General features: G+C 31.0%; 20 protein-coding genes. 13 read left to right on the top strand and 7 right to left on the bottom strand.

The window, feature by feature from the left end:
- Positions 1-60 precede the first annotated feature (60 nt).
- The 4 genes from Q4487_RS09195 (at position 61) to Q4487_RS09210 (ending at position 4,399) form a co-directional block, all read left to right on the top strand.
- On the top strand, positions 61-501 hold the full coding sequence (locus tag Q4487_RS09195; RefSeq protein ID WP_303539859.1) for a DUF4844 domain-containing protein: 441 nt from the start codon (positions 61-63) through the stop codon (positions 499-501).
- Between the two features lie 435 nt (positions 502-936).
- Complete coding sequence (locus Q4487_RS09200) at positions 937-1,758, top strand: AraC family transcriptional regulator (protein ID WP_303571883.1); 822 nt, start codon at positions 937-939, stop codon at positions 1,756-1,758.
- A gap of 95 nt (positions 1,759-1,853) precedes the next feature.
- Positions 1,854-3,491, top strand: coding sequence for a serine hydrolase (locus Q4487_RS09205; protein ID WP_303539855.1), 1,638 nt, complete (start codon positions 1,854-1,856; stop codon positions 3,489-3,491).
- A gap of 266 nt (positions 3,492-3,757) precedes the next feature.
- Positions 3,758-4,399 carry a DUF2306 domain-containing protein gene (locus tag Q4487_RS09210; RefSeq protein WP_303539851.1) on the top strand — a complete coding sequence of 214 codons (642 nt, stop codon included), beginning with the start codon at positions 3,758-3,760 and terminating at the stop codon, positions 4,397-4,399.
- A gap of 205 nt (positions 4,400-4,604) precedes the next feature.
- Here the strand turns inward: Q4487_RS09210 and Q4487_RS09215 are convergent, their stop codons facing one another.
- Positions 4,605-5,204: a leucine-rich repeat domain-containing protein gene (locus Q4487_RS09215; protein WP_303539849.1), complete on the bottom strand. Its 600-nt coding sequence runs from the start codon at positions 5,202-5,204 to the stop codon at positions 4,605-4,607.
- A 195-nt stretch (positions 5,205-5,399) separates the two neighbouring features.
- Here Q4487_RS09215 and Q4487_RS09220 point away from each other — a divergent pair, with 195 nt between their 5' ends.
- The 6 genes from Q4487_RS09220 to Q4487_RS09245 all read left to right on the top strand — a co-directional run bounded on the left by Q4487_RS09220 (position 5,400) and on the right by Q4487_RS09245 (position 11,965).
- Entirely contained in the window at positions 5,400-6,284 is an 885-nt protein-coding gene (locus tag Q4487_RS09220; protein ID WP_303539847.1) for a DUF2608 domain-containing protein, read from the top strand.
- Between the two features lie 134 nt (positions 6,285-6,418).
- On the top strand, positions 6,419-8,809 hold the full coding sequence (locus Q4487_RS09225) for a T9SS type B sorting domain-containing protein (RefSeq protein WP_303539845.1): 2,391 nt from the start codon (positions 6,419-6,421) through the stop codon (positions 8,807-8,809).
- Positions 8,810-8,915: 106 nt separating this feature from the next.
- Entirely contained in the window at positions 8,916-9,347 is a 432-nt protein-coding gene (locus tag Q4487_RS09230) for a hypothetical protein (RefSeq protein WP_303539843.1), read from the top strand.
- A gap of 142 nt (positions 9,348-9,489) precedes the next feature.
- A complete protein-coding gene (locus Q4487_RS09235) occupies positions 9,490-10,584 on the top strand; it encodes a DUF695 domain-containing protein (protein WP_303539841.1) in 1,095 nt (364 codons plus the stop codon).
- Between the two features lie 76 nt (positions 10,585-10,660).
- Positions 10,661-11,266, top strand: coding sequence for a MarC family protein (locus Q4487_RS09240; RefSeq protein ID WP_303539839.1), 606 nt, complete (start codon positions 10,661-10,663; stop codon positions 11,264-11,266).
- A gap of 45 nt (positions 11,267-11,311) precedes the next feature.
- Positions 11,312-11,965 (top strand): sterol desaturase family protein, encoded by a 654-nt coding sequence (locus Q4487_RS09245; RefSeq protein WP_303539838.1) that lies wholly within the window; start codon positions 11,312-11,314, stop codon positions 11,963-11,965.
- On the opposite strand, the gene Q4487_RS09250 is transcribed toward Q4487_RS09245, so the two are convergent.
- Entirely contained in the window at positions 11,962-12,339 is a 378-nt protein-coding gene (locus tag Q4487_RS09250) for a Fur family transcriptional regulator (protein ID WP_303539836.1), read from the bottom strand. The two genes, Q4487_RS09245 and Q4487_RS09250, sit on opposite strands and share 4 nt — an antisense overlap.
- A 105-nt stretch (positions 12,340-12,444) precedes the next feature.
- Here Q4487_RS09250 and Q4487_RS09255 point away from each other — a divergent pair, with 105 nt between their 5' ends.
- The 3 genes from Q4487_RS09255 (at position 12,445) to Q4487_RS09265 (ending at position 14,960) form a co-directional block, all read left to right on the top strand.
- Entirely contained in the window at positions 12,445-13,446 is a 1,002-nt protein-coding gene (locus tag Q4487_RS09255) for an NAD(P)/FAD-dependent oxidoreductase (protein ID WP_336622655.1), read from the top strand.
- A gap of 130 nt (positions 13,447-13,576) precedes the next feature.
- Positions 13,577-14,389: a VanW family protein gene (locus Q4487_RS09260; protein ID WP_100894275.1), complete on the top strand. Its 813-nt coding sequence runs from the start codon at positions 13,577-13,579 to the stop codon at positions 14,387-14,389.
- Positions 14,390-14,453: 64 nt separating this feature from the next.
- Complete coding sequence (locus tag Q4487_RS09265) at positions 14,454-14,960, top strand: GNAT family N-acetyltransferase (RefSeq protein WP_303539831.1); 507 nt, start codon at positions 14,454-14,456, stop codon at positions 14,958-14,960.
- Between the two features lie 11 nt (positions 14,961-14,971).
- Here the strand turns inward: Q4487_RS09265 and Q4487_RS09270 are convergent, their stop codons facing one another.
- The 5 genes from Q4487_RS09270 to Q4487_RS09290 all read right to left on the bottom strand — a co-directional run bounded on the left by Q4487_RS09270 (position 14,972) and on the right by Q4487_RS09290 (position 24,743).
- The gene (locus Q4487_RS09270; RefSeq protein WP_303539829.1) at positions 14,972-15,727 is read right to left on the bottom strand and encodes a LytTR family DNA-binding domain-containing protein; all 756 of its coding nucleotides are present in this window, start codon (positions 15,725-15,727) and stop codon (positions 14,972-14,974) included.
- A gap of 85 nt (positions 15,728-15,812) precedes the next feature.
- Positions 15,813-17,129: a RagB/SusD family nutrient uptake outer membrane protein gene (locus Q4487_RS09275; protein ID WP_303539826.1), complete on the bottom strand. Its 1,317-nt coding sequence runs from the start codon at positions 17,127-17,129 to the stop codon at positions 15,813-15,815.
- Positions 17,130-17,140: 11 nt separating this feature from the next.
- Entirely contained in the window at positions 17,141-20,479 is a 3,339-nt protein-coding gene (locus tag Q4487_RS09280) for a SusC/RagA family TonB-linked outer membrane protein (RefSeq protein WP_303539824.1), read from the bottom strand.
- Between the two features lie 27 nt (positions 20,480-20,506).
- On the bottom strand, positions 20,507-23,080 hold the full coding sequence (locus Q4487_RS09285; protein WP_303539823.1) for a zinc-dependent metalloprotease: 2,574 nt from the start codon (positions 23,078-23,080) through the stop codon (positions 20,507-20,509).
- 91 nt (positions 23,081-23,171) lie between these two features.
- Positions 23,172-24,743, bottom strand: a complete 1,572-nt coding sequence (locus tag Q4487_RS09290) for a histidine kinase (RefSeq protein WP_303539820.1) — start codon at positions 24,741-24,743, stop codon at positions 23,172-23,174.
- Positions 24,744-24,746 lie beyond the last annotated feature (3 nt).

The raw sequence follows: 24,746 nt of genomic DNA on the forward strand, positions 1-24,746 counted from the left end.
ACTTTAGTGCATTAAACACACAACTATTCTTATACAAAAACGTTAGCACACATTTAAGAAATGATGAAATACATCAAAATATTAGTTCTGCTTTTAACTTTATCTGTTTATGGACAAAATGCAACCGAAATAAAAACACCTAAAAATGCGAATGAGAAGTTTATAGAATTTATTGCAAAGAAAAAATTCTATGCGGAAAATCATTCACCAAATATATCTGATGAAAAATTGAGGCCAATATTGACCGAAAAAATCAACGAAGTCGCAACTGATTTTAAACAAATTTCGGGATCTAAAAAACCAACCGACAAGAAATATCAAGAAGCAATAAGAATTGGACTTTTAAAATTTCCGGAAATGGAATTAGAATATGATTCTGAAGACAGAGAAAGGATTTTACTTTATTTTCAGGAAATAATGGACATAGTTGGACTTCAAAGTTCGAATGGAAAGTTAAATAACTTTTATTATGGATTTGACCCAAATGAATTGAAAAAATAAAACTGCTACCTAAACAGTGTAATGCATTAGATAATTACTGAACACATAAAATAGATTGACTTTACCACTAAAATTCATACCAACAATAAATAGCCTTATAATAGGAGTATACAATCTATGTGTGAATTTAACTTAACCTTTTTTAACTTTATTATAATAGTATCTGTATTCATAGGTACTACGTTTGGGCTGTTATTAATATTTACAAAACGGATAAATAGAAAAGCGAACGTATTACTTGGTTTGGCAATGTTTATTATTATTTTATGGAATGTTTGGGTATTGAGTTTAGATTTTGAAATAAGTAATTATTTCCCGTACTTTTATTTAATACCATTAAATTATTCTTTGGCGCTTGGTCCTTTATTATATTTTTATGTCAAAAAAATAACTAATTCAAGCTATCGTATTACTAAGAAAGATAGTATTCACTTTTTGCCATTATTATTTGAGCTAATTATACATTTCATCATAAGTAGAGAAGCACTTGCAAATAATATTATTAGTGTTGAAACAGGTTCTTTTATAAAATTAATACCTATAGTTCAGCTTTTAGCAATTATTTCTATTATAACTTATAGTATTTATGCATTAAAATCAATAAAAAAATATCACTCTTGGTTAAACAAAAATTATAGTAATAGTTATGCATATAGCTTAAGGTGGTTATATAGGTTACTTGTACTATTTGCCATACTTTGGTTTTTATGGACACCTTACACAATTATAGATTATTTAGTATTTAATTTTCAATTAGGCATAAGTGATTATTACCCAATTTATATATTACTGTCTATTGTAACTATTTGGATTAGTGCAGAGGCTTTTTTAAGACCAGAAATTATATTTCTTGAATTTAACAAACAAGAAAAAGGTAATCTTGAAAAAGAAGCCCAACCTGAAGAGATTATTGAAAAAGCACTTTGGTTAAAAGAACAAATGAAAACTAATCTTTTTTATCTTAATTCAGAATTAACATTAAAATCTCTGGCAGATAATCTTAACATTCATCCAAATGTTTTGTCTAAAATAATAAACAATGGTTTGGGTAAAAACTTTTCCGATTTTGTAAATGAGTATCGTGTAAATGCTTTTATTGATAAATTAAATAGCGGCAATTATGATAACATAACATTATTGGGTATCTCTTTTGAATGTGGCTTTAATTCAAAAACAACTTTTAACAGAGTTTTTAAGAACATTAAGGGTATAACTCCTTTAGACTATAAAAAGTCAATAAAAAACACCTCTGCATAGCTTAAAATAAGTCCCATATTATAATATGGGGCTTTTGATACTTTTCTTTAGTAGTATTTTTGTTGAATCATTCAATCAAACATACAATCAAATTTATGAAATCAAATTATTACCTAATGCTTTTTGCTTGCTTAATACTATCTTGTAAGAATATAAAAAGCACAACATCTAAAAATTATCAAGTAAAAGAAATCGAGAGCTTGTATTTTTCAAAAATTGATGTTGAAAAAATTAAACTTACACCAGATAATCATACAAGTAACTTTACATTAAATAAAGATGAATTTCTAAGTATTCATTTTGCTCTAGACAAGCCTCTAATTAAAAGTCTACAACTACTAGCACCAAACCTTACAGATGAACAATTATTAGATATAGGGAATTTTCAATTTTCATTTCTAATTGATGGGAAAATAATTTATGTAGAAAACCTAAATAAAGGAGCAGGGTTAAAAGCCTCTAAAACCAAAAAGCTAAACCATACAATACGTCTTGCTGCACCAAAACAATTAGATTATTGGGGTTGGTTTATGTGGATAAAATTTATGAAACTAAGTGGTGCAGAAGATTTGCTTAGTAAAAACAGTAATACTTTAAGTATAGAAGTGAGACCCTATATTAAACAGGATGACTTAAAAGTAGGTCCTATTTTGGCTAAGGGTAGTATTAATATAAATGCTGCTAAGGTACCAATAGATAAAAGTCTAATTTCAGTACAAAAAATACAACCTAATAGTGGCTGGGAATTATCAAAAGACAATTTTAATAATACAAAAATTAAAGATTTAAATAGAAAAATAGCTAAAGGCCGTTTTGAGAATATTAATGGTATTGTAGTTATAAAAGAAAATAAACTTTTAATTGAAGAATATTTTAATGGTGAAACCAGAAATAGTTTGCACGATCCAAGATCTGTGGGCAAAACTATTGCTTCAACAATGATGGGAATTGCAATTGAAGAGGGTTTTATAAAAAATGAACACGTATTATTAAAAGACTTTTACAACTTAACATCATTTAAAAATTATAGTCCAAAAAAAGATTCTATAACTTTAAAATCCTTGTTAACAATGAGTTCTGGGCTTCTTGGTGATGATAATGATTACAGCAATCCTGGAAATGAAGAAAATATGTACCCAACAAAAAACTGGGTAAAGTTTACACTAGATTTACCTATGCAAAAAAGCAGATCTATAGGAAAAGACTACATTTATTTTACAGCTGGTGTAGTAATATTAGGAGATGTTATTCATCAATCTGTTCCTAATGGTTTAGTGTCTTATGCTGATGAAAAGTTATTTGCCCCTCTTGGTATTACTGATTACAAGTGGCAATATACACCGCAAAAAGTTGGTAATACTGCTGGTGGCATACAATTAAGAGCTATTGATTTTGCCAAATACGGACAATTATATAAGAATAAAGGGCTTTGGAATGGAAAGCAAGTTTTGAGTGAACAATGGGTTAAAAAAAGTTTAGATAAACAAGTAAAACGACCAACTGAAAATGGTTACTATGGCTATTTATTTTGGAATAAAGTTTATAAATACAACAATAAAGAATATGAAGTCTCTTATTGTAGCGGTCGTGGAGGAAATAAAATTTTTATTTTTAAAGACATTCCTTTTGTTATTGTAATTACCTCTTCTGCATACAATAGTCCTAGAGCACACGCTAATATTGATAAAATGATGAATGAATATATACTACCTGCCATCATTAAGAAAAAATAAAGTCACTAACTAACACCGTTTACAATTTCTGCTCAATTAGCAATAATTTACCAATACCTAAATTTTGGTATTGGTAAATTGTAACCTAAACCAACAATTAACATATAAAAAATTATATATCAGACTCTTATGCATCTTACATCTCTCTTACTATAGTAATTTAACAAACATTTTATTTTAATTGAAAATGACCATAAGCTTAAAATGTTAATTTAACTGTAACATTTTTATACCAATACAGTCTACCTAAAAAACAACATTATTTTATGAAAAAGGTTTTTTGGGTTATTATAGGAATTTTATCTACCCTTATTGGTTTATATCCAGTAATTTACTTTTTAATTGACAGAAGATTTGGATTATTAGCTTCTAAGACTACCGAGCTATTAAATGATATTTTATGGAACATTGCTTTTTACGGGCATATAACACTTGGAGGAATAGCTTTATTAATAGGATGGCTACAATTTAGCCATAGGTTACGTTTAAAAAAGAAGAATTTACATAAATTACTAGGTAAAGTTTATATAATTTCTGTTTTCATAAGTGGATTTTGTGGACTTTACATTGCTCTTTACGCAACTGGAGGTATTAGCAGCATATTCGGCTTTTTTTCATTAGGTCTAGTTTGGCTAACCACCACCTTTATGGGATTTAAAGCAATAAAAAAAGGCAATCTTAATTTACATATAAGGTTTATGGTGTTAAGCTACGCTGCTTGCTTTGCTGCTGTAACATTAAGGATTTGGCTTCCTATATTAACCATTGCTATGGGAGATTTTGTAAGTGCATATAAAATTGTAGCTTGGCTATGTTGGGTTCCTAATATAATGGTTGCACTAATTATTATAAAAAATAAAAACACAGAGCCAAATATTATTTTACAACAAAGCATCAACAAAGCTTAATTTATAAACTATTGCTGCAACTAATTTTATATGGCGTTAAACAGTGATTTAAAACTATAGTTATACTTATCAAGCAAAAAAGGAAATTGAATTATAAGAGAAAGTTTTATACATAATAAACTTTCTAATATTAAAAACTTACTTTATAAAAGCAAGTTTTTAATATTAGCTAGATACCCAAATAAAGCAAAGTAGTAAGTCTTTTCTAAATCATAGTAAACTCTATATTCTCTATGTCGCACTTATAAAATATACTGTCTATATAATTCTCAAATTTTGATGGTAACGTAACTTTTTTAAGCTTTTTATTACTTGCAAAACTTTGTTTTGGTATTTCTGTAATGTGCTCTGGTATAATTAGTTCTTCAAAATTATTTTCTGCAAAGCAATCGTTACTTATATTTTTTACAGATTGAGGTAAATTTAAACTAGTTAAAGCATTACCTACAAAACAAAACATTGGTAAAAATTCAACATTAGACTCAATTACAAGTTTTTCAATATTGTTACGTCCAAAGGCGCCACCACCTATTTTGTTTACTTTACTTGGTATTATTACCTCTTTTATTTCATTATCATAAAAAGCATCTTCCCCTATATATTCTAATAAGCTAGGCAATGTAACTGCTTCAATTCCTTTTTCGCAAAAAGCCTCTTTATAAATATAAAGTACAGGCTTATCATTAATATAATCTGGCATACTAATGTTTTTAGCTTCTCCTACATAATCTAAAATAGCTATACCATTGCTAAACTGTCTAAAAGCGTAATCCTCATTAACTAAATCTACAACTGATTCTTCCATAATTATTATTTTGTAATTTTTACTTTTAATTAAATTATAGAGCCGTTTAAAATCTAACAGTTCTATTAATAATTATTAAATGTAATTGGTTCTGCAAAAATCTTTTTAAAGCAATTTGTTTTCGTAGTTATTCTTTTTGTATTCGTTAATTAACTCAAAATATGTAATTTTATCCCCAGTAAAAACTACGCTATTATGATTAAAAAGAAGTCTGCAACTCTTATGGTATTAACACTACTCATAAGTATAAATATTAAGGCACAAACATTAAAAGACAGCACTATTTTTAGTTTTAAAGATGTAAACAACCTTGTAGCTAAAAAAACTAAAGAATACGGCGTAGAAAATGTACTTGTTATTGTAGATATAGACAATACCCTTTTAACCAGTAATGTAGACCTTGGTGGAGATATTTGGTACAATTGGCAAAGAGGTAAAATTAAAAATGCCATACCAACAAAAAAACAAAAAATTAAAAACTGTTTTTATGAAGATGTTATTGGCTTGTTGTACGAGCTTGGCACAATGAAACTAACAGACTCTTTAATACCCAAATACCTTAGCAACTGGCAAAATAATGGCACAACCGTATTTGCACTAACGTCTAGAAGCCCTAGATACAGAACCGCTACAGAAAGAGAACTACTAAAAAATGGCATAAATTTATCTAAATCTCCCATAACACAAATTGATGGCTCTAAAGCAGTTTACAATTATACATTGGATAGAGAAATGAGCTACAGAGACGGGCTTATGATGACCACAGGTATGAATAAGGGAGATATGATAGCGCATATATTGGGTAGAACAGGCAGGACATACAAGGCTATAATTTTTGTTGATGACTCTGAAAAAAATGTAAAAGACGTTAAGAGTAAGTTTAAAGAAAATACAGCTATAGATTTTACTGTTTTTTATTTTGATAAAATAGTTAGAGACAGAAAAATAGCAAACGGCGGTATACTTATTACAAAAAAGCAAGCAAAAAAAATGACTTCAGATTGGGAGAAGTTATCAAAAACATTAAACGATATTTTTCCTGGAAGAAATATTAAAAACAAATGCGTTAGTCCTAACTAAGCTATTTTTTTAGTTTCATCAAGTTTAATTTTATAATTTAGGAACTTTATTACACTAAAATTTACCACACAAGTACTTTGTGTGTAATTTCATGTAAAAATAAAGCCAAAACCAAATTTTAGAATTAACCACTAATGATTAACTACAGTAGAACTACCTACCTTTTATTTTTTACTTTCATATTATTTTCAGTTCATATTTATGCACAAACTATACAGTGGCAAAACACTATTGGTGGCTCTAGTAATGAGTGGCTCTTCTCTACAGAGTTAGCTAATGATGGAGATTATATATTAGGAGGCTATTCTTATTCTGATACCTCTGGCGATAAAACTGAGAATATAAAAGGAAATAATGATTATTGGATTCTTAAACTAGACAATGCAACTGGTGCAATTATATGGCAAAAAACTATTGGAGGTAATGATACAGAGTACGCAACCTCTACCAAACAAACTAAAGATGGTGGCTATATTATTGGTGGTTATAGCGCATCTAACACATCTGGCGACAAAACAGAAAACTCTAGAGGTGGTGATGATTACTGGGTTGTAAGACTAGATGCCGCTAGAAATATTGTTTGGGACAAAACATTTGGCGGTTCTGGTACAGATAGGCTTTGGAGCATAATTGAAACCCAAGACGGCGGATTTTTAATGGGAGGAGAATCAGATTCTAGTATATCTGGTGATAAGACGGAAAACGGTAGGGGTTTAAGAGATATGTGGGTGATAAAAATAGCACCAGACGGAACAGAAGAGTGGCAAAAAACTTATGGTGGTAGTGATATAGATATTTTAAAATCTATAGTTAGTTCTAATGATGGTAATTTTATATTAACAGGATTTTCTTCCTCAAATATATCAGGAGAAAAAACTGAAAATTCTAGAGGGCTACAAGATTATTGGATTTTAAAAATTGACACTACTGGCAGTATTATTTGGCAAAAAACATACGGAGGTAATAACGGTGATAGCGCATATTTTATACAAACAACGTCAGACGGTAATTTTGTAATTGGAGGAGAATCTGCTTCAAATATCTCCGGAGAAAAAACTGAAAACTCTTTTTGTAATTCTACAGATGTTTGGGTTATAAAAATAGATACCAACGGACAACTAATTTGGGATAAAACAATAGGGGGTAATAGCACTGAATTTTTTGGAAATATTAGAGAAACAAGTGATAATGGTTTTATTTTGGGTATGGCTTCTTTTTCTGAAAACACTGGCTATAAAACGGAAGCATCTTACGGCAATAGAGATTATTGGGTTGTAAAACTTAATGAAACTGGTAACCTTGAGTGGGACAAATCTTTTGGTGGTAATAACATAGACAATTTAACAACAGTGTTACAAACTAATGACGGTAGTTATACTGTTGGTGGTTGGTCTGCATCTAATGCATCTGGCAACAAAACAGAAAATAGCAATGGTTTATGGGATTACTGGATGCTTAAATTCCAGATGGATGTTAACGACTATAATCCTCCTACCAGCACAACTACAACTGTATGTTCTGGCAGCAACTTAGAGTTAACTGCAACAACTGGTGTATACTACAACTGGACAGGCCCAAATGGATTTACAAGTACTGTACAAAACCCTGTTATAAGCAATGTATCTTCAATAAATGCGGGGACTTATAATGTTACCATTTCGGACAATTCTAATTGCTCAGAAACAAAAATTATTAATGTAACCGTAACCGCTACTACAACTATAACTCCAATAAGCGACATAACTATTTGCGATGATGATGAAGATGGCTTTGCTACTTTTAATTTAACTCCAATAAAATCTAATCTTTTACTTGACCCAAATAACACAAGTGTTGATTTTTACAATGAAAACGGAGATAGAATTCTGGATACAGAATTACCGGCATACAAAAACAAAATTAGCAACCAAGAAGTTATTAAAGTAGAAGTTAATAATGCTAGTTCTTCTTGCTCTAAAAAAACAACATTTAAGCTAATTGTATCTACCATTATTGCTAATGCTACACCAGATATAATTGGGTGCGATACAGACACCAATAACATATCTGAATTTTTTGATACCTCTACAGTAGAAACAACTGTTTTAGCCGGCCAAACAAATGTAACGGTTACTTACACTAATAATAATGGTGATATATTACCTAGCCCGCTACCAAACCCCTACACAAACAAATACCCAAATGAAGAAATAATTGTAAGAGTAAGTAGTAATACTAACCCTAGTTGTTATAAAGAAACTTCTTTTAAATTAATTACTAATCCTTGTACAGATCTTAGCCTAGATTACCCACCATTTTTCACACCAAATAATGATGGTATAAACGATTTTTGGCCAAGGAAAATAAGCGCAGAGTCTATATCAATTTATAACCGTTATGGCAAACTATTAAAAGTGTTATACCCAGGGTCTCCAAAATGGAACGGAACATATAATGGCAAAAAATTGCCTTCTACAGATTATTGGTTTCTTGCTGTTTTTGCTAATGAAAAACCAATTAAAGGTCATTTTTCTTTAAAAAGATAAAAACAAATGCGTTAGTCCTAACTAGTATCTATAAACCTTATTCACAAACAACATAATCTCTTTTCTAGCGTTAATTGTGTTTAACCAATTAAACTATAATTACAATATGAAAAAAATATTTTTCACGCTACTATTTACCACACTACTATTTTCTTGTTCTTCTGACGACGACAATTCTCCAAAAAGCTTAGAAGAAACTGTTTTAGAGGGCTCTTGGCTTTTTCAAAGATTAGGAGAAACCTGTGATAATGATTACGATTTAGAAGCAGGAGATCCTTATGCGTTTAAGTTTTTAGAAAATAACACAATAGAGTTTAAAGATCCTGGTTATCTATCTAGCTCTATGTACACTATAGATGGTAATAATTTAACATTAGAGACTATTTACACCTTACCTTCTGGAAGTAAGCGAAAATTTGTAGGTAACTATACTTTTTCTGAAGATACAGGTAACTTTACAGGCACAAATACGTTTACAGCTTATAATGATACAGAAACGCAATGGACTTGCCAAGGCACAACTAGTATCTCTAGATAATAACATAAAACATATATAAATTAGCTATTCATTTGTAAAACACAAGCATATGGATAGCTAATTTTTTATAACAAAATTTTCAGGAAATAACCACCTGTTTAAAATTCTTATATTTACTACAAGCAATAAAATACTAAAATATATGAGCTTTTTAAAATCACTATTTAAATCAAAAGAAGACCCTATAAACTCTTATGAAGATTTTTGGAAATGGTTTACTCAAAACCAACAGGATTTTTACAATATTATAAAAGATAATGGAAATGTAAATAAAGATTTTTTTGAAAAACTTACACCAAAACTAGAAGAGGTTAAAGATGGTTTTTGGTTTTTAGCAGGAATGTTTGATGATAACACGGCAGAATTAATTTTAACAGCAGACGGTGTTATAAAAAACATAGTATTTGTTGAAGAGTTGGTAGCTGCAGCTCCTAAAATGAAAAACTGGAAAATAACGGCTCTTAAACAACCGTCTGATCTAGGACAGTTTGGAATTAAAATGGAAGACTATGAGTTTAATAATGAAAAAATGAACTTTTACGCTACTGAACACCAATATATGCCCGATGAAATAGATATTACTATTACCCATAAAGATTTTAACGAGGAAGATAGACCTGTAATTACAAATGGTGTATACCTTGCTTTAGATCATTCATTAGGCGAATTAAACTCTATTACCAAAATAGACAACGTAACTATTATTGACCCTAAAGATGCAGAATCTGATTTAGTTCCTTTAGAAAAGCTTAAAGACTTTTTAATATGGAGAGAAAAAGAATTTGTAGAAAAATACAAAGGCTTAAGGCATAATACAGATAACGATAGCTACTCTAGTTTAGAGGCTACTTTAAAAAACGGATTACCATTAATTGCTGTTATAAATACAGATTTACTAGCCTGGGATAGCAAAGCGTCTCATCCTTGGATTGCCGTAATGGAAATAAAATACGATGGTGATAATAATAACGGTATGCCAGACAGTGACACCTACCAATTGTTAAATGAAATTGAAGATAAAATAACAGCAGATTTAAAGGATTCTGATGGTTTTTTAAACGTAGGTAGACAAACAGCAGAATCCACCAGAGAAGTATATTTTGCTTGTATAGACTTTAGAAAACCGTCTAAAGTTTTACATAAAATAAAAAAAGAATATGAAAATATAATTGACCTAGATTTTGATATTTACAAGGACAAATACTGGCAATCTTTTAATAGGTTTATGCCTAATTAAACACTTATATTTATATAAATAGTAGATATAATTATTTTAAACAAAAAAATTCGAAATTACAACCAAATAAAATGCTATGCCAGACCTAGTTACCTTTGCTTTAAGCGTTTTTATGGGCTTTTTTGCAATTATGAATCCTATTGCTAACACGCCTATTTTTTTGAGCCTTACGGAGGAAAAAAGTAAAGAGAATAAAAAGAAAATTGCTAAAACAGCTACTATTACTGCATTTATAATTGTAACTGCATTTATTATAGCAGGTAAATATATTTTTGAGTTATTTGGCATTACAATTCCTGCTTTTAAAATAACTGGCGGTATTCTTATTTTTTATGTTGGCTTTGAAATGCTAATGTCAAAAAAATCTAAAATACACAGCAACAACACAGAAGAAGACAACAATGTAGGTATTTCCCCTTTGGCAATACCAATACTTGCTGGACCAGGAACTATTGTAACAGCAATGAACAATGTTACCAATGCCAGTTATACCCATATAGGAATAGTAATTCTTATATTTGGTTTAATGATTATGCTTACTTATTTAGCCTTTACTTTAAGTGATGTAATTGTAAAAAAAGTAGGCGATAATTTAATTTCGGTAATAGGTAAGTTAATGGGCTTAATACTTGCTATAATCGGTACAGGTATGGTTACAGAAGGTATTAAATTATCAGTATAAATAATAGTATATTTAATAAAGATAATCCACTTCTAAAATTAGTAAATGAACCTTAAAGACTTTACAACATTTTTTTCTTTACTAATTGGCTTAAACATTGCTGGATATCTTTTAAATATTGGCATAAGCCTGGTGTGGAACAAAGTATACAAACACCAATCTACCATTACAAAAAAAGAAGTCTTATCATCTATCCTAACCCTATTTATTAATATTTTAATTGCTATTCCTGGATATATTTTGTGGATAAAAGGCTTTATTGTATTTACTGATGATAGCCCTTGGCTTAGTTTTTTAATTCTGTTTCTATTTTTAGATGTTCTAATGTATGCTTTACATTGGGCATCACATAATATTAGCTTTATAAAAACAATTCACTTGCAGCATCATGAGCATACAGAGCGTTTTAATATTGTAAGCCTGTATTATATGTCTCCTTGGGAATCTATACTATTTGGCTTATTGCTAACGGTAGTTGCTTTGTTGTTTACATTAAATATTTATGGGTTTATAGCTTTTCTAATTTTTAACTGGTTTTACGGTGTTATAACACATTTAAACACAAAATTAAGTAAGCCTTACTTTTTAATATTTACTACCAATTACTTTCACAAAAATCATCACAAATTGTTTCGTAAAAACTATGGTTTTTACACTATTTTATGGGATAAGCTATTTAAAACAGATAAATTGACTTAGGTACAATCTTTACAAACACCGGTTACAATACAATTAACACCCTCTACAGCATAACCAGTAGGAGCCGAAAAATTTACAGCAATATGCAAACATTCAATAGTATCACATTTGGTACATTTAAAATGAAAATGCTGTTCTTGTAACAACTTTTCTTCACAGTTTAGACAAATTGCAAAGTACTGCTTACCATCTTCTGCTACTACTTTGTGTAAAACTCCGTCTTCACAAAATCTATTTAAAACTCTATAAACCGTTGCTCTATTTATATCAATAGAAATTTTTTGCTCAATAGCATCTCTACTTAATGCTTTGCCTGCATTTTCTAACACTTTTAAAACAGCATCCTTTGTCTCTGTATTTCTGCGTTTCTTCATTAAACAAAACTAACCAAAATTAATTAGTGCGACAAACTTGCAATAACTAATGCGACGTAGTTGCATTAGAAGCAAATTATATTATATTTGTAAAAAATTTCGGATATGAAAAGAAGAGAAAGTATTAAATTAAGTGCTTTGGCTTTAACAACTATAGCAATTCCACTATCTGTATCTGCAATTACTAAACTAAATCCTATGAGACAAAAACAAATATTTGACGTAATAATAATTGGCGGTAGTTACTCTGGTTTATCTGCCGCAATGACTTTAGGTCGCTCTCTTAGAAATGTATTAATTATAGATGCAGGCAAACCTTGCAATAGAGATACACCACATTCTCAGAACTTTATAACTCAAGACGGAGAAAAACCACACGTAATTGCTGAAAAAGCAAAGAAACAGGTATTAGCTTATAACACCGTTAAGCTAGTTTCTGATACCGCCATAAGTGCTAAAAAAGTAACAGATGGTTTTAGAATAAACACGCAATCTGGTACCACCTACAATGCAAAAAAAATAATTATTGCCACTGGCGTAAAAGACATATTACCAGAAATTAAAGGCCTTAAAGAGACTTGGGCAAAATCTGTTATTCATTGCCCTTATTGCCATGGCTATGAATTTAAAAACAAAAAAACAGCTATTTTATCTAACGGAGATAAAGCCTATCACCTAATACCATTAGTACATAATTTAAGTAAGCAGCTTACAATTATTACACAAGGCAAGCATAACTTTAGCACAGAACAATTAAAAAACATAAAAAAGAATAACATTGCTATAATTGAAAAAGAAATAATAGAGATAGAACACCAAAACGGCGCGGTTAAAAATGTAATTTATAACGATAATACTAAACAAGATTTTGATGCCATTTATGTTCAAATAGACTTTAAACAACATACAAACATACCACAAGAAATAGGTTGTGTACTTACAGACCAAGGTTATATACAAGTAGATGATATGCAAAAAACAAATATACACGGAGTTTATGCTTGCGGAGATAATACTACAAGATTTAGGTCTGTTGCAAACGCGGTACGTTCTGGTAATGTTGCTGGTTCTATGTTAAATATGGAACTTTCTCACGAAGAATTTTAGTTAATCCCCATACATTAACACCTATATGCTACTATCTAAAGCCCCAGAAATATCTGGGGCTTTATTGTTTAAAAAAAGTTTCTCTATATTTATAACTTAGTCACTTGTACAAAATTTAGTTTGTCTTTAAATGAATGAAATACAGAAACCCATAAACAGAAGCAGGTTAAGGCAACTATTAGGTAAAGAATATTTTATTTTAAAGAGAAAATATCATTGGTTGTCATCTAATAAAAAGTGGGCAACTACTAAAAGTACTACTCTATTTAACAATTCAGTTTTTAAACATCAATCTATGATTCTACGTCCGTTAAAAGATGTAGATATGTATTTACAAGAAAACAAGAGAAAGAATTTAGAAATTGCAATTAGCCACATAAATACTGTTATTATTAAACCAAATGAAACATTTTCTATTTGGAAATTAGTGGGAAGACCAACAAAGCGCAAAGGATATTTAGAAGGTTTAATTCTAAGTCAAGGGCAAATTGCTAAAGACACAGGAGGTGGCTTATGTCAGCTTGGTAACTTATTGTTTTGGGTATTTGCACACTCACCTCTTACAGTTACAGAAAGGTACAGACACGGTTTTGATGTTTTCCCTGATATTAATCGTAAAGTACCCTTTGGAGCCGGCGCAACATTGTCTTATAATTATATAGATTTACAGGTAAAAAATGAAACTGAAAATAATTTTCAGATACACCTATGGTTAGATGATACTCATTTGCACGGAGAACTAGTTTCTAAAGAAAAAATTAATGCTAATTATACTATTGAAGAGCGCAATCACATTATAAAACAACAGTTTTGGGGTGGTTATTCTCGTCATAATCAAATTGTACAAATTGAAGATATAAACGGAGAGCAAACTGAAAAACTACTAGTTACTAACAATGCTATTATGATGTACAATCCGTTTTTAACGGAACAAAAAGAGTAGAAAATTTAAGTCACCCTCTACAAATAAACGTTATAGTTTAAAAATAAAGTTGTATTTTACTAGAATGTTACAAAGTCAAAGAATACAATTTACGCCCTTAAGTACAACCTACAAAAAACCCCTAGAAGACTTGTTTTGCAAAAACCCACTTGTAATGCAAAACACTTTAAAAGGTCGTGTTTTAACAGCTAACGAGCTTCAAAAAATAGTTGAAGATGATTTTATTACCACAACAGACGAAACTGTTGGTTTCTGGTGTTTAACCAATAAAGAAGACAATGCTTTTATTGGTGTATCTGGTTTATTAAAATGTAATTATCTTGGTAAAGAAAGTTATGAGTTTGGTTTTATATTAGACGATAATTTTTGGGGAAAAGGTATTGCTACAGAAATAGGTAAATTTTGGATAGATTACGCAAAAAATGAGCTTAATTTAAACGAAATTTTAGCCACTGCAAGCCCAGAGAATCACGCGTCCAGGAGAGTTTTAGAAAAGCTAGACTTACAAATGGTACGCCAGTTTACCTCTAAAGAGCGTGGGGCAAGGTTATTATTTAGCAAAAAACTTTAGACACCAAATAGCTACTTATCTAACCATATTTTAAAGTTTTTAACCTCAAACTTGCTTACTAAAATAGGTTTTGTGCTTGCGTGTGTAACTTTTAAATGTAATTCTATTTTTTGTGGACTATGCTTTACAATTTCTTTTATCGCATTTATATGTATAATATAATTTCTATTTACCTTAAAAAAGACTTCAGGGTTTAGTTTTTCTGATATATCTCGTAACGTGTCTTTATACAAGTAATTTTCAGATGTGGTTGTAAATAAGAAGAGGTTTTTTCCTTCGCTATAAAAAAAGGCCACCTCAGCACTTTCTATAGATTTTAGTTGATGACCAGACTGTACTAAAAAGCGTTCTTGTTGTGTTTTACTATCTAAGACCTCTAATGATTTTGCAGTGTTGTAGAATGAAAAATTTTCTTTTATCTGCGTATACTTTTGTAATGCCTTGTACACATCTTTAGCTTCAAAAGGCTTAAGCAAATAGTCTATTGTAAAGTGTTTAAATACGCGTATGGCATAATCATCATAAGCAGTGGTAAAAACTATAGGAGCAGTAATATTTGTTTGTGTAAAAGCCTCTAAACTTTTACCATCACCCAAATGAATATCCATAAATACTAAGTCTGGCTGTGTACTATTAAAAAAAGACACCATTTCTTGCACAGAACTCAAATGTATTATTTTAGTTACAGGCACAACACTTTGCGCTTTTAGCAAACCAATTAAATAATCTGCTGCCAAATCTTCATCTTCTACTACAACTATAAGCATATTATTTTTTGCATAAAAATAAAAAAACCCGATAAAAATATCGGGTTTAGTTGAACAATAATTGCTCGCTGACTAACTCGTAATATTATAATTCCGGGTTATTTAATCTTGCATCCGCAGGGAATGGTAAAATGTATCGTGGGTCATTTTCACTTAACTGAAAATCTTCTCCACTTAAACTATGTGTAATTGCTTTTTGGTTACTTCTTCTTAAATCAAACCAACGGTGACCTTCAAGTGCTAATTCTCTCCAACGCTCTGTATACAATTCTTGCATAAACTCATTAGCAGACATTGCATTTATACCTGTTGTTAAACTAGTCATATGAGCACTTTGGTAACGGTTTTGCATAAATGCTAACAAGGTTGCCTTTGCATCATCTAAAGCACCTAATTTAGCTTGTGCTTCTGCCTTTAACAACACTAAATCTGATACTCTAAACGAGCACTTAAACTTTTGATCTCCACCTTTAGCTGCTTTGTAACTACTACCATCTACATTAAAGTACAATCCAAATCTTAAATCATTTGTTGTGTCATAAATAGCTAGTAAGTCATCAGAAATAAATGAACTATTTCTTACGCTAGAATCAAAAACATCTTCTAAAGCCATAATAGACTCTACAGATGTAAACGTGTTTGGCAATTCTGGAGTATCATTTAAATTAACAAGTTCTTTGTTTAATGATAAAGCTGCATTTACAGCTGTTAAAGCTGCATCACTATTATTCATATAGGTATGCACCCTAGCCTCTAAGGCTAAAATTGCTGTTTTTGTAAACCTATAATTTAAACCTGCGTCAAACTTTGTAACATTTAAAAGAGATTTTGATGTTGCTATGTCTTTTAAAACTTGACTATAAACCGCTTCTACAGACACGGGTGTAAATACCTGCTCTAGATCTATTTCTAGTGCCAACGGTACTCCTGTATCAGAACTAGCCGTAGTAGCATTATAAGGTTTGCCATAAAGATTAACCAAGTCAAAATGTGCATAAGCTCTAAGCGCATAAGCTTCACCTAGCAATTGGTTTTTTTCTTCTGAATCTTCAATTTTATCTTTACCATCTTCTATTACGTGATTGGCGTAGAAAATAGAATTATACATTTGTATGTATGGATAAGGAGCAGTTTGCGGATCGGGATTTGCATCTTTCCAAGTATAAACATCTTTGTAAGATGGAAAATCGAAACTATTTTCATCTAAAACCAATTCATCTGTTCTGTAAGCTACTCTAGATTTTTGCTCTGGAAAAATATCATAGCCTTTAGTTAAAACTGCTCTAAATTCCTCTAAACTTTCTGGTATAACTTTTCCTTCTGGTTCTATTTCCAAATAATCATCACAACTTACCATAAAAAAGGTAAGTATTGCTAGTGTGTATATATGTATTTGTTTCATAATTTAATTTTTTAAAAAGTTACATTTAAACCTAAAGCAATAGTTTTTGAAATAGGTTGTGCATAGATATTTCCGTAAGTCTCAGGATCAAAATAACCATCATAATTAGACCCAAATACCAATAAATTTTTTCCTTCTAGGTTTAAACGGAAGCTACTTATATTTAACTTCGTGATTAAGGATTTAGGAAAACTATAGCCTACGCGCATACTATTAATTCTTATATAACTCATTTCTTTTACCCAAGTATCTAATAGTGGCATAGTTTCTATTGGGTTTATACCACTAAACCACTTGTAAGCCATCCAGGAGCCATCTGCTCCAGATGTTTCCCCTACAATACCAGGTAAATTACTAGTTGTGTTTGTTGGTGACCACGCATTTAAAACTCTAGCAGAGTAATTTTGACCACGATCTATTTGTGTACCGTTATATGGCTGACGTTCTACCACAGTCTGCTTTAAATTAAAGTTAGCAGCAACTGTAAAATCTAAGTTTTTATATTTAAAAGTGTTTATGATACCACCACTATATTTAGGATCCTGATCACCAACGTAACTAAATAAATCTCTAAACTCTTCATTAGTTAAACCAGACTCTGTTATAAATCCAGGGAAAAAATCTGCCCAAGGGTCTGTTAACTTAAACAACTCTACCGCAGAGACTACCTCATCTCCACGTTTAAATAATGGGTAACCACTTTCATCTATACCAGCAGTTTTTAAAGCAAATACTGCATTTACCGGTAAACCTTCTCTAGATGGTAAAAAGCTATTATCTCTAACCTGTATTTTGTCTACATTACTTTTGTTGTGAGATATATTAATGTTTGTTGTCCAAGAAAAATCTTTGGTTACAATGTTTCTGGTAGACAAACTAATCTCATACCCTTTATTAGTAACCTCTGCCCAGTTTAAGTTTGTAAACTCAAATCCATTTTCTAAAGGCACAGAACGTAAGCCAATTAAATCTGTACTGTTACGTTTATATACATCTGCGGCAATACTAATTCTTCCATTAAACAAGCCTAAGTCCATACCTACATTGGTATTAGTTGTTTTTTCCCAACGTAACTTAGCGTTTGGTGGAGATGTTACCACAATTGTTTCTTCAGAAGTTCCTGGTAAAATACTTGTTTTGTTATACTCACCTATAACAAAAGGAGATGTGTTACGGTCTATATTACCTTGTAAACCATAAGATCCTCTAAAGCGAAGATTAGATATAACATCACTTGTTTTTAAAAAGTCCTCTTCACTAGCCAACCAAGATCCAGAAACAGACCATAATGGTAAATATTTGTATTTAGGATCTACACCAAATAAATTAGACCCATCATAACGTACGCTACCAAAAAATGTGTATTTACGATCATAAGTATAAGAACCTGTAGCGTAAAAAGACGCGTATGCATTCTCCGCTGTAGTTTTATCATAAGTTTGATACGAACTTTCATTAGCAGTATCTTCATTAGGGAAAATTATAGGCGTAGTAGTAAGAGTGTTTTTGTTATACCCAAAACCACGACTCATAATGTTGGTAAACTTAGATCGTCTAAACTCAGACCCCAATAAACCTTCTATTTCATGTTTACCAAAACTAGTATCATACGTTAATAAAGATTTCCAGTTGTACTGAAAAAAGTCTTCGTTCCAGTTTTGTATAATGCCCCCTTCTGGCAAAAAGTAATAATAATCGCTTATGCTAGAGTCATAACGCCTACTTTTTTCGCGTTCTTTTCTAGAAAAATAAGTCTCCTCTGCTGCATATTTCTCCGTACTAGTTTTATCAAACTGTAAACCTAATTGTGTAGAAAAAGTAAGATCGTTTGTAATTTTATAAGCACCATCAAAAATTGCTTTTACAGCCTGATTTTTTAAACTGTACGCAGTGTTTTCTCTTTCTTCTAAAAAGTTAAAAGGCACGTATCTACCATCTGTACCCTCTATATCTTGATCGTAATTGTAAGACCCATCTGCCGTGTAAGGAGTAAAATACGGGTTTACGTTTCTGCTATAATTTGCAGGGTTTGTAAAAGCATCTGTACCTGTTAAGTATGATTCTTTTTTAGACTGAGAAAGAAAAACAGAAGCACCAGCACTTAAACGGTCGCTAATATCAAAATTATTTTTAAGGGTGATGTTGTAACGCTCTAAACCAGTACCAATAGTAGTACCTTCTTCATCATAATAACCTAATGAAAAATAGTAGTCTGATGTATCTGTACCACCAGAAATACCTAAACTATACTGTGTGTTTACACTAGTTTGATATAGCAAATCTCCCCAGTTAGCATTGTTATTTTTTAATGCATTTATTTGAGATTGTGTAGCCGTACTTAATGAAGAAAAACCATTAGTTTGGTACGTTCCTAACTCTCCAGAATTACTTAAAATACGTGCAACCTCACCTTTATTAGTTCTAAAATCTAAATCTGTACGTGCCGCTAAACCAAGTTCAAAATCTACTTTTTGTTGCGAGTTCATAAGGTTTAACTCATCAAAATTAGGCTTTGCAGAAAAAAACGTGTTTGCAGAAAAGTTAACTCTCATTTTTCCGCTTTTACCTCTTCTTGTAGTTACAACAATAACACCATTTGCCGCTCTAGCACCATAAATAGCAGTGGCAGCAGCATCTTTTAAAATGGTAATATCTTCTATATCACTAGGGTTTAAACCAGCAATAGCATAATTACGTAATTGGTCTATATTATCTTTATCACTAAAATCTGGTACATCATTACCATCTAATGGCAAACCGTCTACAACCCACAATGGATCTTGTGGACCAGATAAAGAAGCTGTACCTCTAATTCTAATTTTTGCTGGTGCACCAGGAGCTCCGGTTTGCGTAGTAGCAACTACACCTGCAACTTGTCCTTGTAGCAATTGGTCTACGCTAGAAACACCAATCTGCTCAATGTCATCCATCTTAACCTTAGCAACAGAAGAAGTTAGTTTTCTTTTTTCTACCTTTTGGTATCCTGTTAAAATAACCTCATCTAAACTATCTACATTTTCTTTTAAAGAAATAGTATAGCTACTAGATGCTGTTAGGTTAATTGTTTTGGTTTGATAGCCTAAGTAAGAAACTGTAATCTGAGTTACTCCTATTGGTAGTTTTAATGAAAACTTACCATTAAAATCTACAACAACGCCAATAGATGTATTTTCTATGACACCAGCAACGCCAGTTTCATTGGCAATCATGTTTTTAGATACGTAAACCGATGCTCCAGGCAAAGGCATACCATCTTCTGCTCCTATTACCTCTCCGGTAATTGTTCTCGTATCCTGTGCCCACGCTGCGGTAACAGCAACAAAGAATAACGTAAAAAGGAATTTATTCATAAAAAAATTGGTATTTAGGGTTTAAAGTTAAAATTTTAGAGTGTTTTTAATACGATAAATCAAATCATTATAATGTGCCTGCGTATTAGCATCACCCTTTCGTTTCTTTTTTTGTAATAATTGTAGTACGTTTTGCAACTCTTGTCTTTTGTATGATGTTATCTCTGATGTACGCTTCATAGAGGTATAATTAATATTACGTGCCTTATTTTTTTCGTTTAAAGCAACCGAACAAAAACTACCATCTAAATGAAGATCTAGTGCAGCACTATTTTTAACTGTGGTTTTTTCCATGATCTTTTGTGTTCCAACAAGCAATACATCTACATAATTTTTTTGCACCATACGATCTACCAACTCAAGCGACTTACCCTTTTTTGTATTTCTAAAAATATGTGAACGCAAGTCTGTAAATAAGTTTTGTACAGAGTAGCGTGGTGCTTTTTCTGGGTTATATAAATTAGCTTCTACCAAACGCAACAAACGTTCGTCTTGTAAAAGATTATATAAAGCATCATACTGTAATGCTCTTGCTAAAGTATATGGTGTTTGCTCAAACGGACCAAAAGGAGAGTCTTTTATAGCATAGGTATGTTTTAAAACCGGATTAAAAAACAACCACTCTGGTAATGTAAATACGTTTTTATTTAAGTAAGCAACTGCATCTTTTTGTAATTGATAAGAAACCGGCTGGTAACTCTCTTTACCATCTCCGTGTTGTATAGTATTTAAATATACACCGCCTACATTATTTGTTACGTGTGCATTGTACATATTCCACTGTCCTATAACTCCCAAATATAATTTGCCTGTTTTGTAATAGTCTTCACCTTCTTGGTAAGTCCATTTTTCAAGATTATTAGCTACTCGTTTTAAATTTTTTAATCCGTAAGTACTAGCAAGCATTGCGTTATCTCCTAAATCTTCAGATTGCGACCTAGGATCAACAGTGTTTTTATAAGATTGTTGTTCGCCGTAAAAATAAAGCGGATCGTTATTATGACTATTTACTAGTTTTTGAAGTTCGCGTTTTTCATCAGTCTTATTTTTAAACCATTTGTATCCCCATTGAATTGCGTATGTATCATAAACTCCAATTTTTGGTGTAATTGACGTAATATTATCCTCTGGTTGCGCTACGTAGTTGTAACGAGCGTAGTCCATAATTGATGGTGCTGTACCACCCATTTTATCTGTAAACTTTTTAGAACGTAGTGAATCTACAGGGAAACTATGCGAAGCACCCATATTGTGTTTTAATCCAAATGTATGCCCTACCTCATGAGAAGATACAAACCTAATTGCTTCTCCCATATGTGCATCATTAAAAACATTACCTCTAGACTTGCTATCTATTGGTCCTGTTTGTATACGCATCCAACTTTGTAAAGATGTCATTACATTATGCCACCAAATAATATCTGCTTCAATAATTTCTCCACTTCTTGGATCTACAACAGATGGCCCCATAGCATTTGCTTGTGGTGATGCTGCATAAGTAATTACAGAGTAACGTACATCATCTATATCAAAATCTTTATCATTAGCATCTGGTTCTTTTGCTATAATTGCGTTTTTAAAACCTGCTTTTTCAAAAGCTACCTGCCAATCTTTTACACCTTGTATTATATAACTTCTCCACTGTTTAGGTGTTGCAGGATCTATATAATATACTATTGGCTTTTTAGGCTCTACCAACTCACCATTTGTATATTTCTCTACATCTTCAGCTTTAGGCTCTAAACGCCATCTGGTAATAAACTCTTGCTTTTGCATTGCTTGTTGCTTGTCATTAAAAGACCAATGCTTTTCTGTAAAGTAACCTACACGTTTATCTAATTCTCTTGCTTGCATTGGTGTTTTTGGCAACAGTACTATGTTGCTAGTTACCCCTAATGTAACGTACATAGCTGGCCCACCTTCATTAACCGTTGTGGTTAACTGAGACTTAACTACAACATTTTCTGGAAACGACTTTATTTTTTGAATGTATGATAAATCGCTTTTAACGCTACCGCCTAAACCAACATTATTAAGTACATCATTAAAGCTTTTTTCTTTACCATTAAAAACCTTATTTACCTTAATTAAAGGCGCATTTGTTTTAGGATTGTAGCTTTCAATATCAAACTTTTCTATAATAGATTCTGCAAAATTATCTTTTACAGATAAGGTTATAGCGTCATCTTTTGGAGAAGAAACCATTGGATTACTAGTTTTAACCCAAATTGTTTTGGACAGACTGTCTTTATGAAAAGTAATTAGTTTGTTTTCATAATTCATTCCTTTGTTTAAACCGTGCTCATTTATTGCTAAAGGAACCTGAGATATTTTATTTACAATTAAAAATTGTCTTGTAAAAAGGCTATCAGGAATTTCAAAATAATAATCGCTATCAGTTTTTATAACAGAGAATAAGCCTTTAGTTAAAGTCGCTTTTTCTATAAGCTTAGCATAATCTTTATACCCTTTATTTAGGCTATCTTTAGATTGTTCTTTGTCTTTTTTATTGTTTTTTTGAGCAGAAACACTAATTGTACTTCCTAAAAAAAGAATAAACAGCATTATTTTTGCTATAAATGCAAACTGATTTTTACGCATAATTATGTGATAATTTTGCCTAAAAATCTAGGTTTTACTAAATACTCACAAAAAAAGAAGAGTGAGTGGATATTATTAAGGAGTGAATGGATTATTTAATAATTATGTAAGGCAAATGACAAATGTATTGCGAATTTTTCTGATAATTTGTGAAATTATTTACATTATAATAAGCATAAATGTTTTTTAGATAGTCTATTCCAAAGTGGTTACTTTCTTGAGGAGTTGCTATTGGTTGGTAGTTATTTACAACCTCAATTTCATCTACACCTAAATTAATAGTTATTGTAAGTGGTTTAACTTTAGTTGCTGTGTTATGTTTAATTGCATTTTCTACAAGTGTTTGCAATGCTAAAAACGGAATGTAATGATCCTTTGCTAAACTAGCATCACCCAAAATAGTAACAAGCAAGCTCTTACCAAAACGCGTTTGTTGCAAATAAATATACTCGTCTAAAAGTTCTAACTCATTTTTAACCAAAGTAATATTATTTGCTGGTGGCGAAATAAAGTAACGATATAGCTTTGATAGTTTTAACGCAAAAATCTTAGACTTCTCTTTATTTACATCTATTAACATATATAAAGAGTTAAGCGCATTAAATAAAAAGTGCGGGTTTATTTGTTCTTTTAATTGCTGTAATTGTAAAAAAGAACTCTCTTTTTCTGCTATCTCTTTTTGCACAACTAACCTATTTTTTTCTTTTAACAATCGCTCTTTTTCTATGTATTGTTTTTTTATAAGCTGATTAAAAAAGTAAAAAACAAAGAGAAGTAGCATTGTAGAAATGCCATAAATTAAAAAAGTATACTGTCTAATTTTTGTAACATTTTCTTCACTAATATTTTTAGGAGAACTAACAGCTATATACCAAGAGGTTTCTTTTAACTTTAAAGGTTGCAAGTATCGAATAACATCTAACTGCAGGTACTCAGATTTTACAACGCTTGGCACTTGTTTATCTGTTGTTAAGCCCAATGTATCTTTAGGGCCAATAGAGTTAAATAAAAACACACTTTTACCAAGTAAATTTTCATCTGGGTGTAATAAAATTAAACCTTCTTTATTAAAAACATAAGCGTAGTTTATTGACTTAGAATCTACATTGGCAAAATACTTTTGTAGGTTAACCAAAGGAATATCATACCCTAAAAACAATGAGTCTTTTGCAGCATTTAGCAACGTAAGTTTATTACGCCAAACATATCCTTTATTAACTGGTACAATAACACTTTGTTTTTTTATAACTGATAAAGGCTTGTTTGCTTTTGCTACAGAAAAAACAGTGTCTTGCAGTATTGCTATAGACGTTTCTGAAGCAGATTTTTGAGTAAATGAAACTTGTTGCCAGGAAATAAGAGAGTCTAATTCTTCGGGCTGAAAAGAAACCCAAGTATTAAAATTGTTTTGAAGCTCTATTACAGATTTAGAATTTTCTACAATTGTTTCTATTCGTCCTAAAAAGTTCTCAAAACGAGTTAATTCTGAGTATACATCATCATACTTTTCTCTAAAATTACGCTTAGCAATATCTTCACTAACAATTGTAATTTCATTGGTAATTAAATAACTCAATGCCAAAGTACTAATTACGGTTATAATAACCATAACAAGGACCAAAGTAGTGTACTTAATTTTAGAAAAAAAGGCAATAAAGTTCATAAA

Origin of the sequence: Cellulophaga sp. 3_MG-2023, assembly GCF_030546975.1 — a bacterium.
Taxonomy (GTDB): domain Bacteria; phylum Bacteroidota; class Bacteroidia; order Flavobacteriales; family Flavobacteriaceae; genus Cellulophaga.

What these genes read in the sequence shown, in the direction of transcription:
- Q4487_RS09195 (WP_303539859.1), top strand. Translation starts at nt 61, where the DNA reads ATGATGAAATACATCAAAATATTAGTTCTGCTTTTAACTTTATCTGTT.
- Q4487_RS09205 (WP_303539855.1), top strand. Translation starts at nt 1,854, where the DNA reads ATGAAATCAAATTATTACCTAATGCTTTTTGCTTGCTTAATACTATCT.
- Q4487_RS09210 (WP_303539851.1), top strand. Translation starts at nt 3,758, where the DNA reads ATGAAAAAGGTTTTTTGGGTTATTATAGGAATTTTATCTACCCTTATT.
- Q4487_RS09215 (WP_303539849.1), bottom strand. Translation starts at nt 5,204, where the DNA reads ATGGAAGAATCAGTTGTAGATTTAGTTAATGAGGATTACGCTTTTAGA.
- Q4487_RS09220 (WP_303539847.1), top strand. Translation starts at nt 5,400, where the DNA reads ATGATTAAAAAGAAGTCTGCAACTCTTATGGTATTAACACTACTCATA.
- Q4487_RS09225 (WP_303539845.1), top strand. Translation starts at nt 6,419, where the DNA reads ATGATTAACTACAGTAGAACTACCTACCTTTTATTTTTTACTTTCATA.
- Q4487_RS09230 (WP_303539843.1), top strand. Translation starts at nt 8,916, where the DNA reads ATGAAAAAAATATTTTTCACGCTACTATTTACCACACTACTATTTTCT.
- Q4487_RS09235 (WP_303539841.1), top strand. Translation starts at nt 9,490, where the DNA reads ATGAGCTTTTTAAAATCACTATTTAAATCAAAAGAAGACCCTATAAAC.
- Q4487_RS09240 (WP_303539839.1), top strand. Translation starts at nt 10,661, where the DNA reads ATGCCAGACCTAGTTACCTTTGCTTTAAGCGTTTTTATGGGCTTTTTT.
- Q4487_RS09245 (WP_303539838.1), top strand. Translation starts at nt 11,312, where the DNA reads ATGAACCTTAAAGACTTTACAACATTTTTTTCTTTACTAATTGGCTTA.
- Q4487_RS09250 (WP_303539836.1), bottom strand. Translation starts at nt 12,339, where the DNA reads ATGAAGAAACGCAGAAATACAGAGACAAAGGATGCTGTTTTAAAAGTG.
- Q4487_RS09255 (WP_336622655.1), top strand. Translation starts at nt 12,445, where the DNA reads ATGAAAAGAAGAGAAAGTATTAAATTAAGTGCTTTGGCTTTAACAACT.
- Q4487_RS09260 (WP_100894275.1), top strand. Translation starts at nt 13,577, where the DNA reads ATGAATGAAATACAGAAACCCATAAACAGAAGCAGGTTAAGGCAACTA.
- Q4487_RS09265 (WP_303539831.1), top strand. Translation starts at nt 14,454, where the DNA reads ATGTTACAAAGTCAAAGAATACAATTTACGCCCTTAAGTACAACCTAC.
- Q4487_RS09270 (WP_303539829.1), bottom strand. Translation starts at nt 15,727, where the DNA reads ATGCTTATAGTTGTAGTAGAAGATGAAGATTTGGCAGCAGATTATTTA.
- Q4487_RS09275 (WP_303539826.1), bottom strand. Translation starts at nt 17,129, where the DNA reads ATGAAACAAATACATATATACACACTAGCAATACTTACCTTTTTTATG.
- Q4487_RS09280 (WP_303539824.1), bottom strand. Translation starts at nt 20,479, where the DNA reads ATGAATAAATTCCTTTTTACGTTATTCTTTGTTGCTGTTACCGCAGCG.
- Q4487_RS09285 (WP_303539823.1), bottom strand. Translation starts at nt 23,080, where the DNA reads ATGCGTAAAAATCAGTTTGCATTTATAGCAAAAATAATGCTGTTTATT.
- Q4487_RS09290 (WP_303539820.1), bottom strand. Translation starts at nt 24,743, where the DNA reads ATGAACTTTATTGCCTTTTTTTCTAAAATTAAGTACACTACTTTGGTC.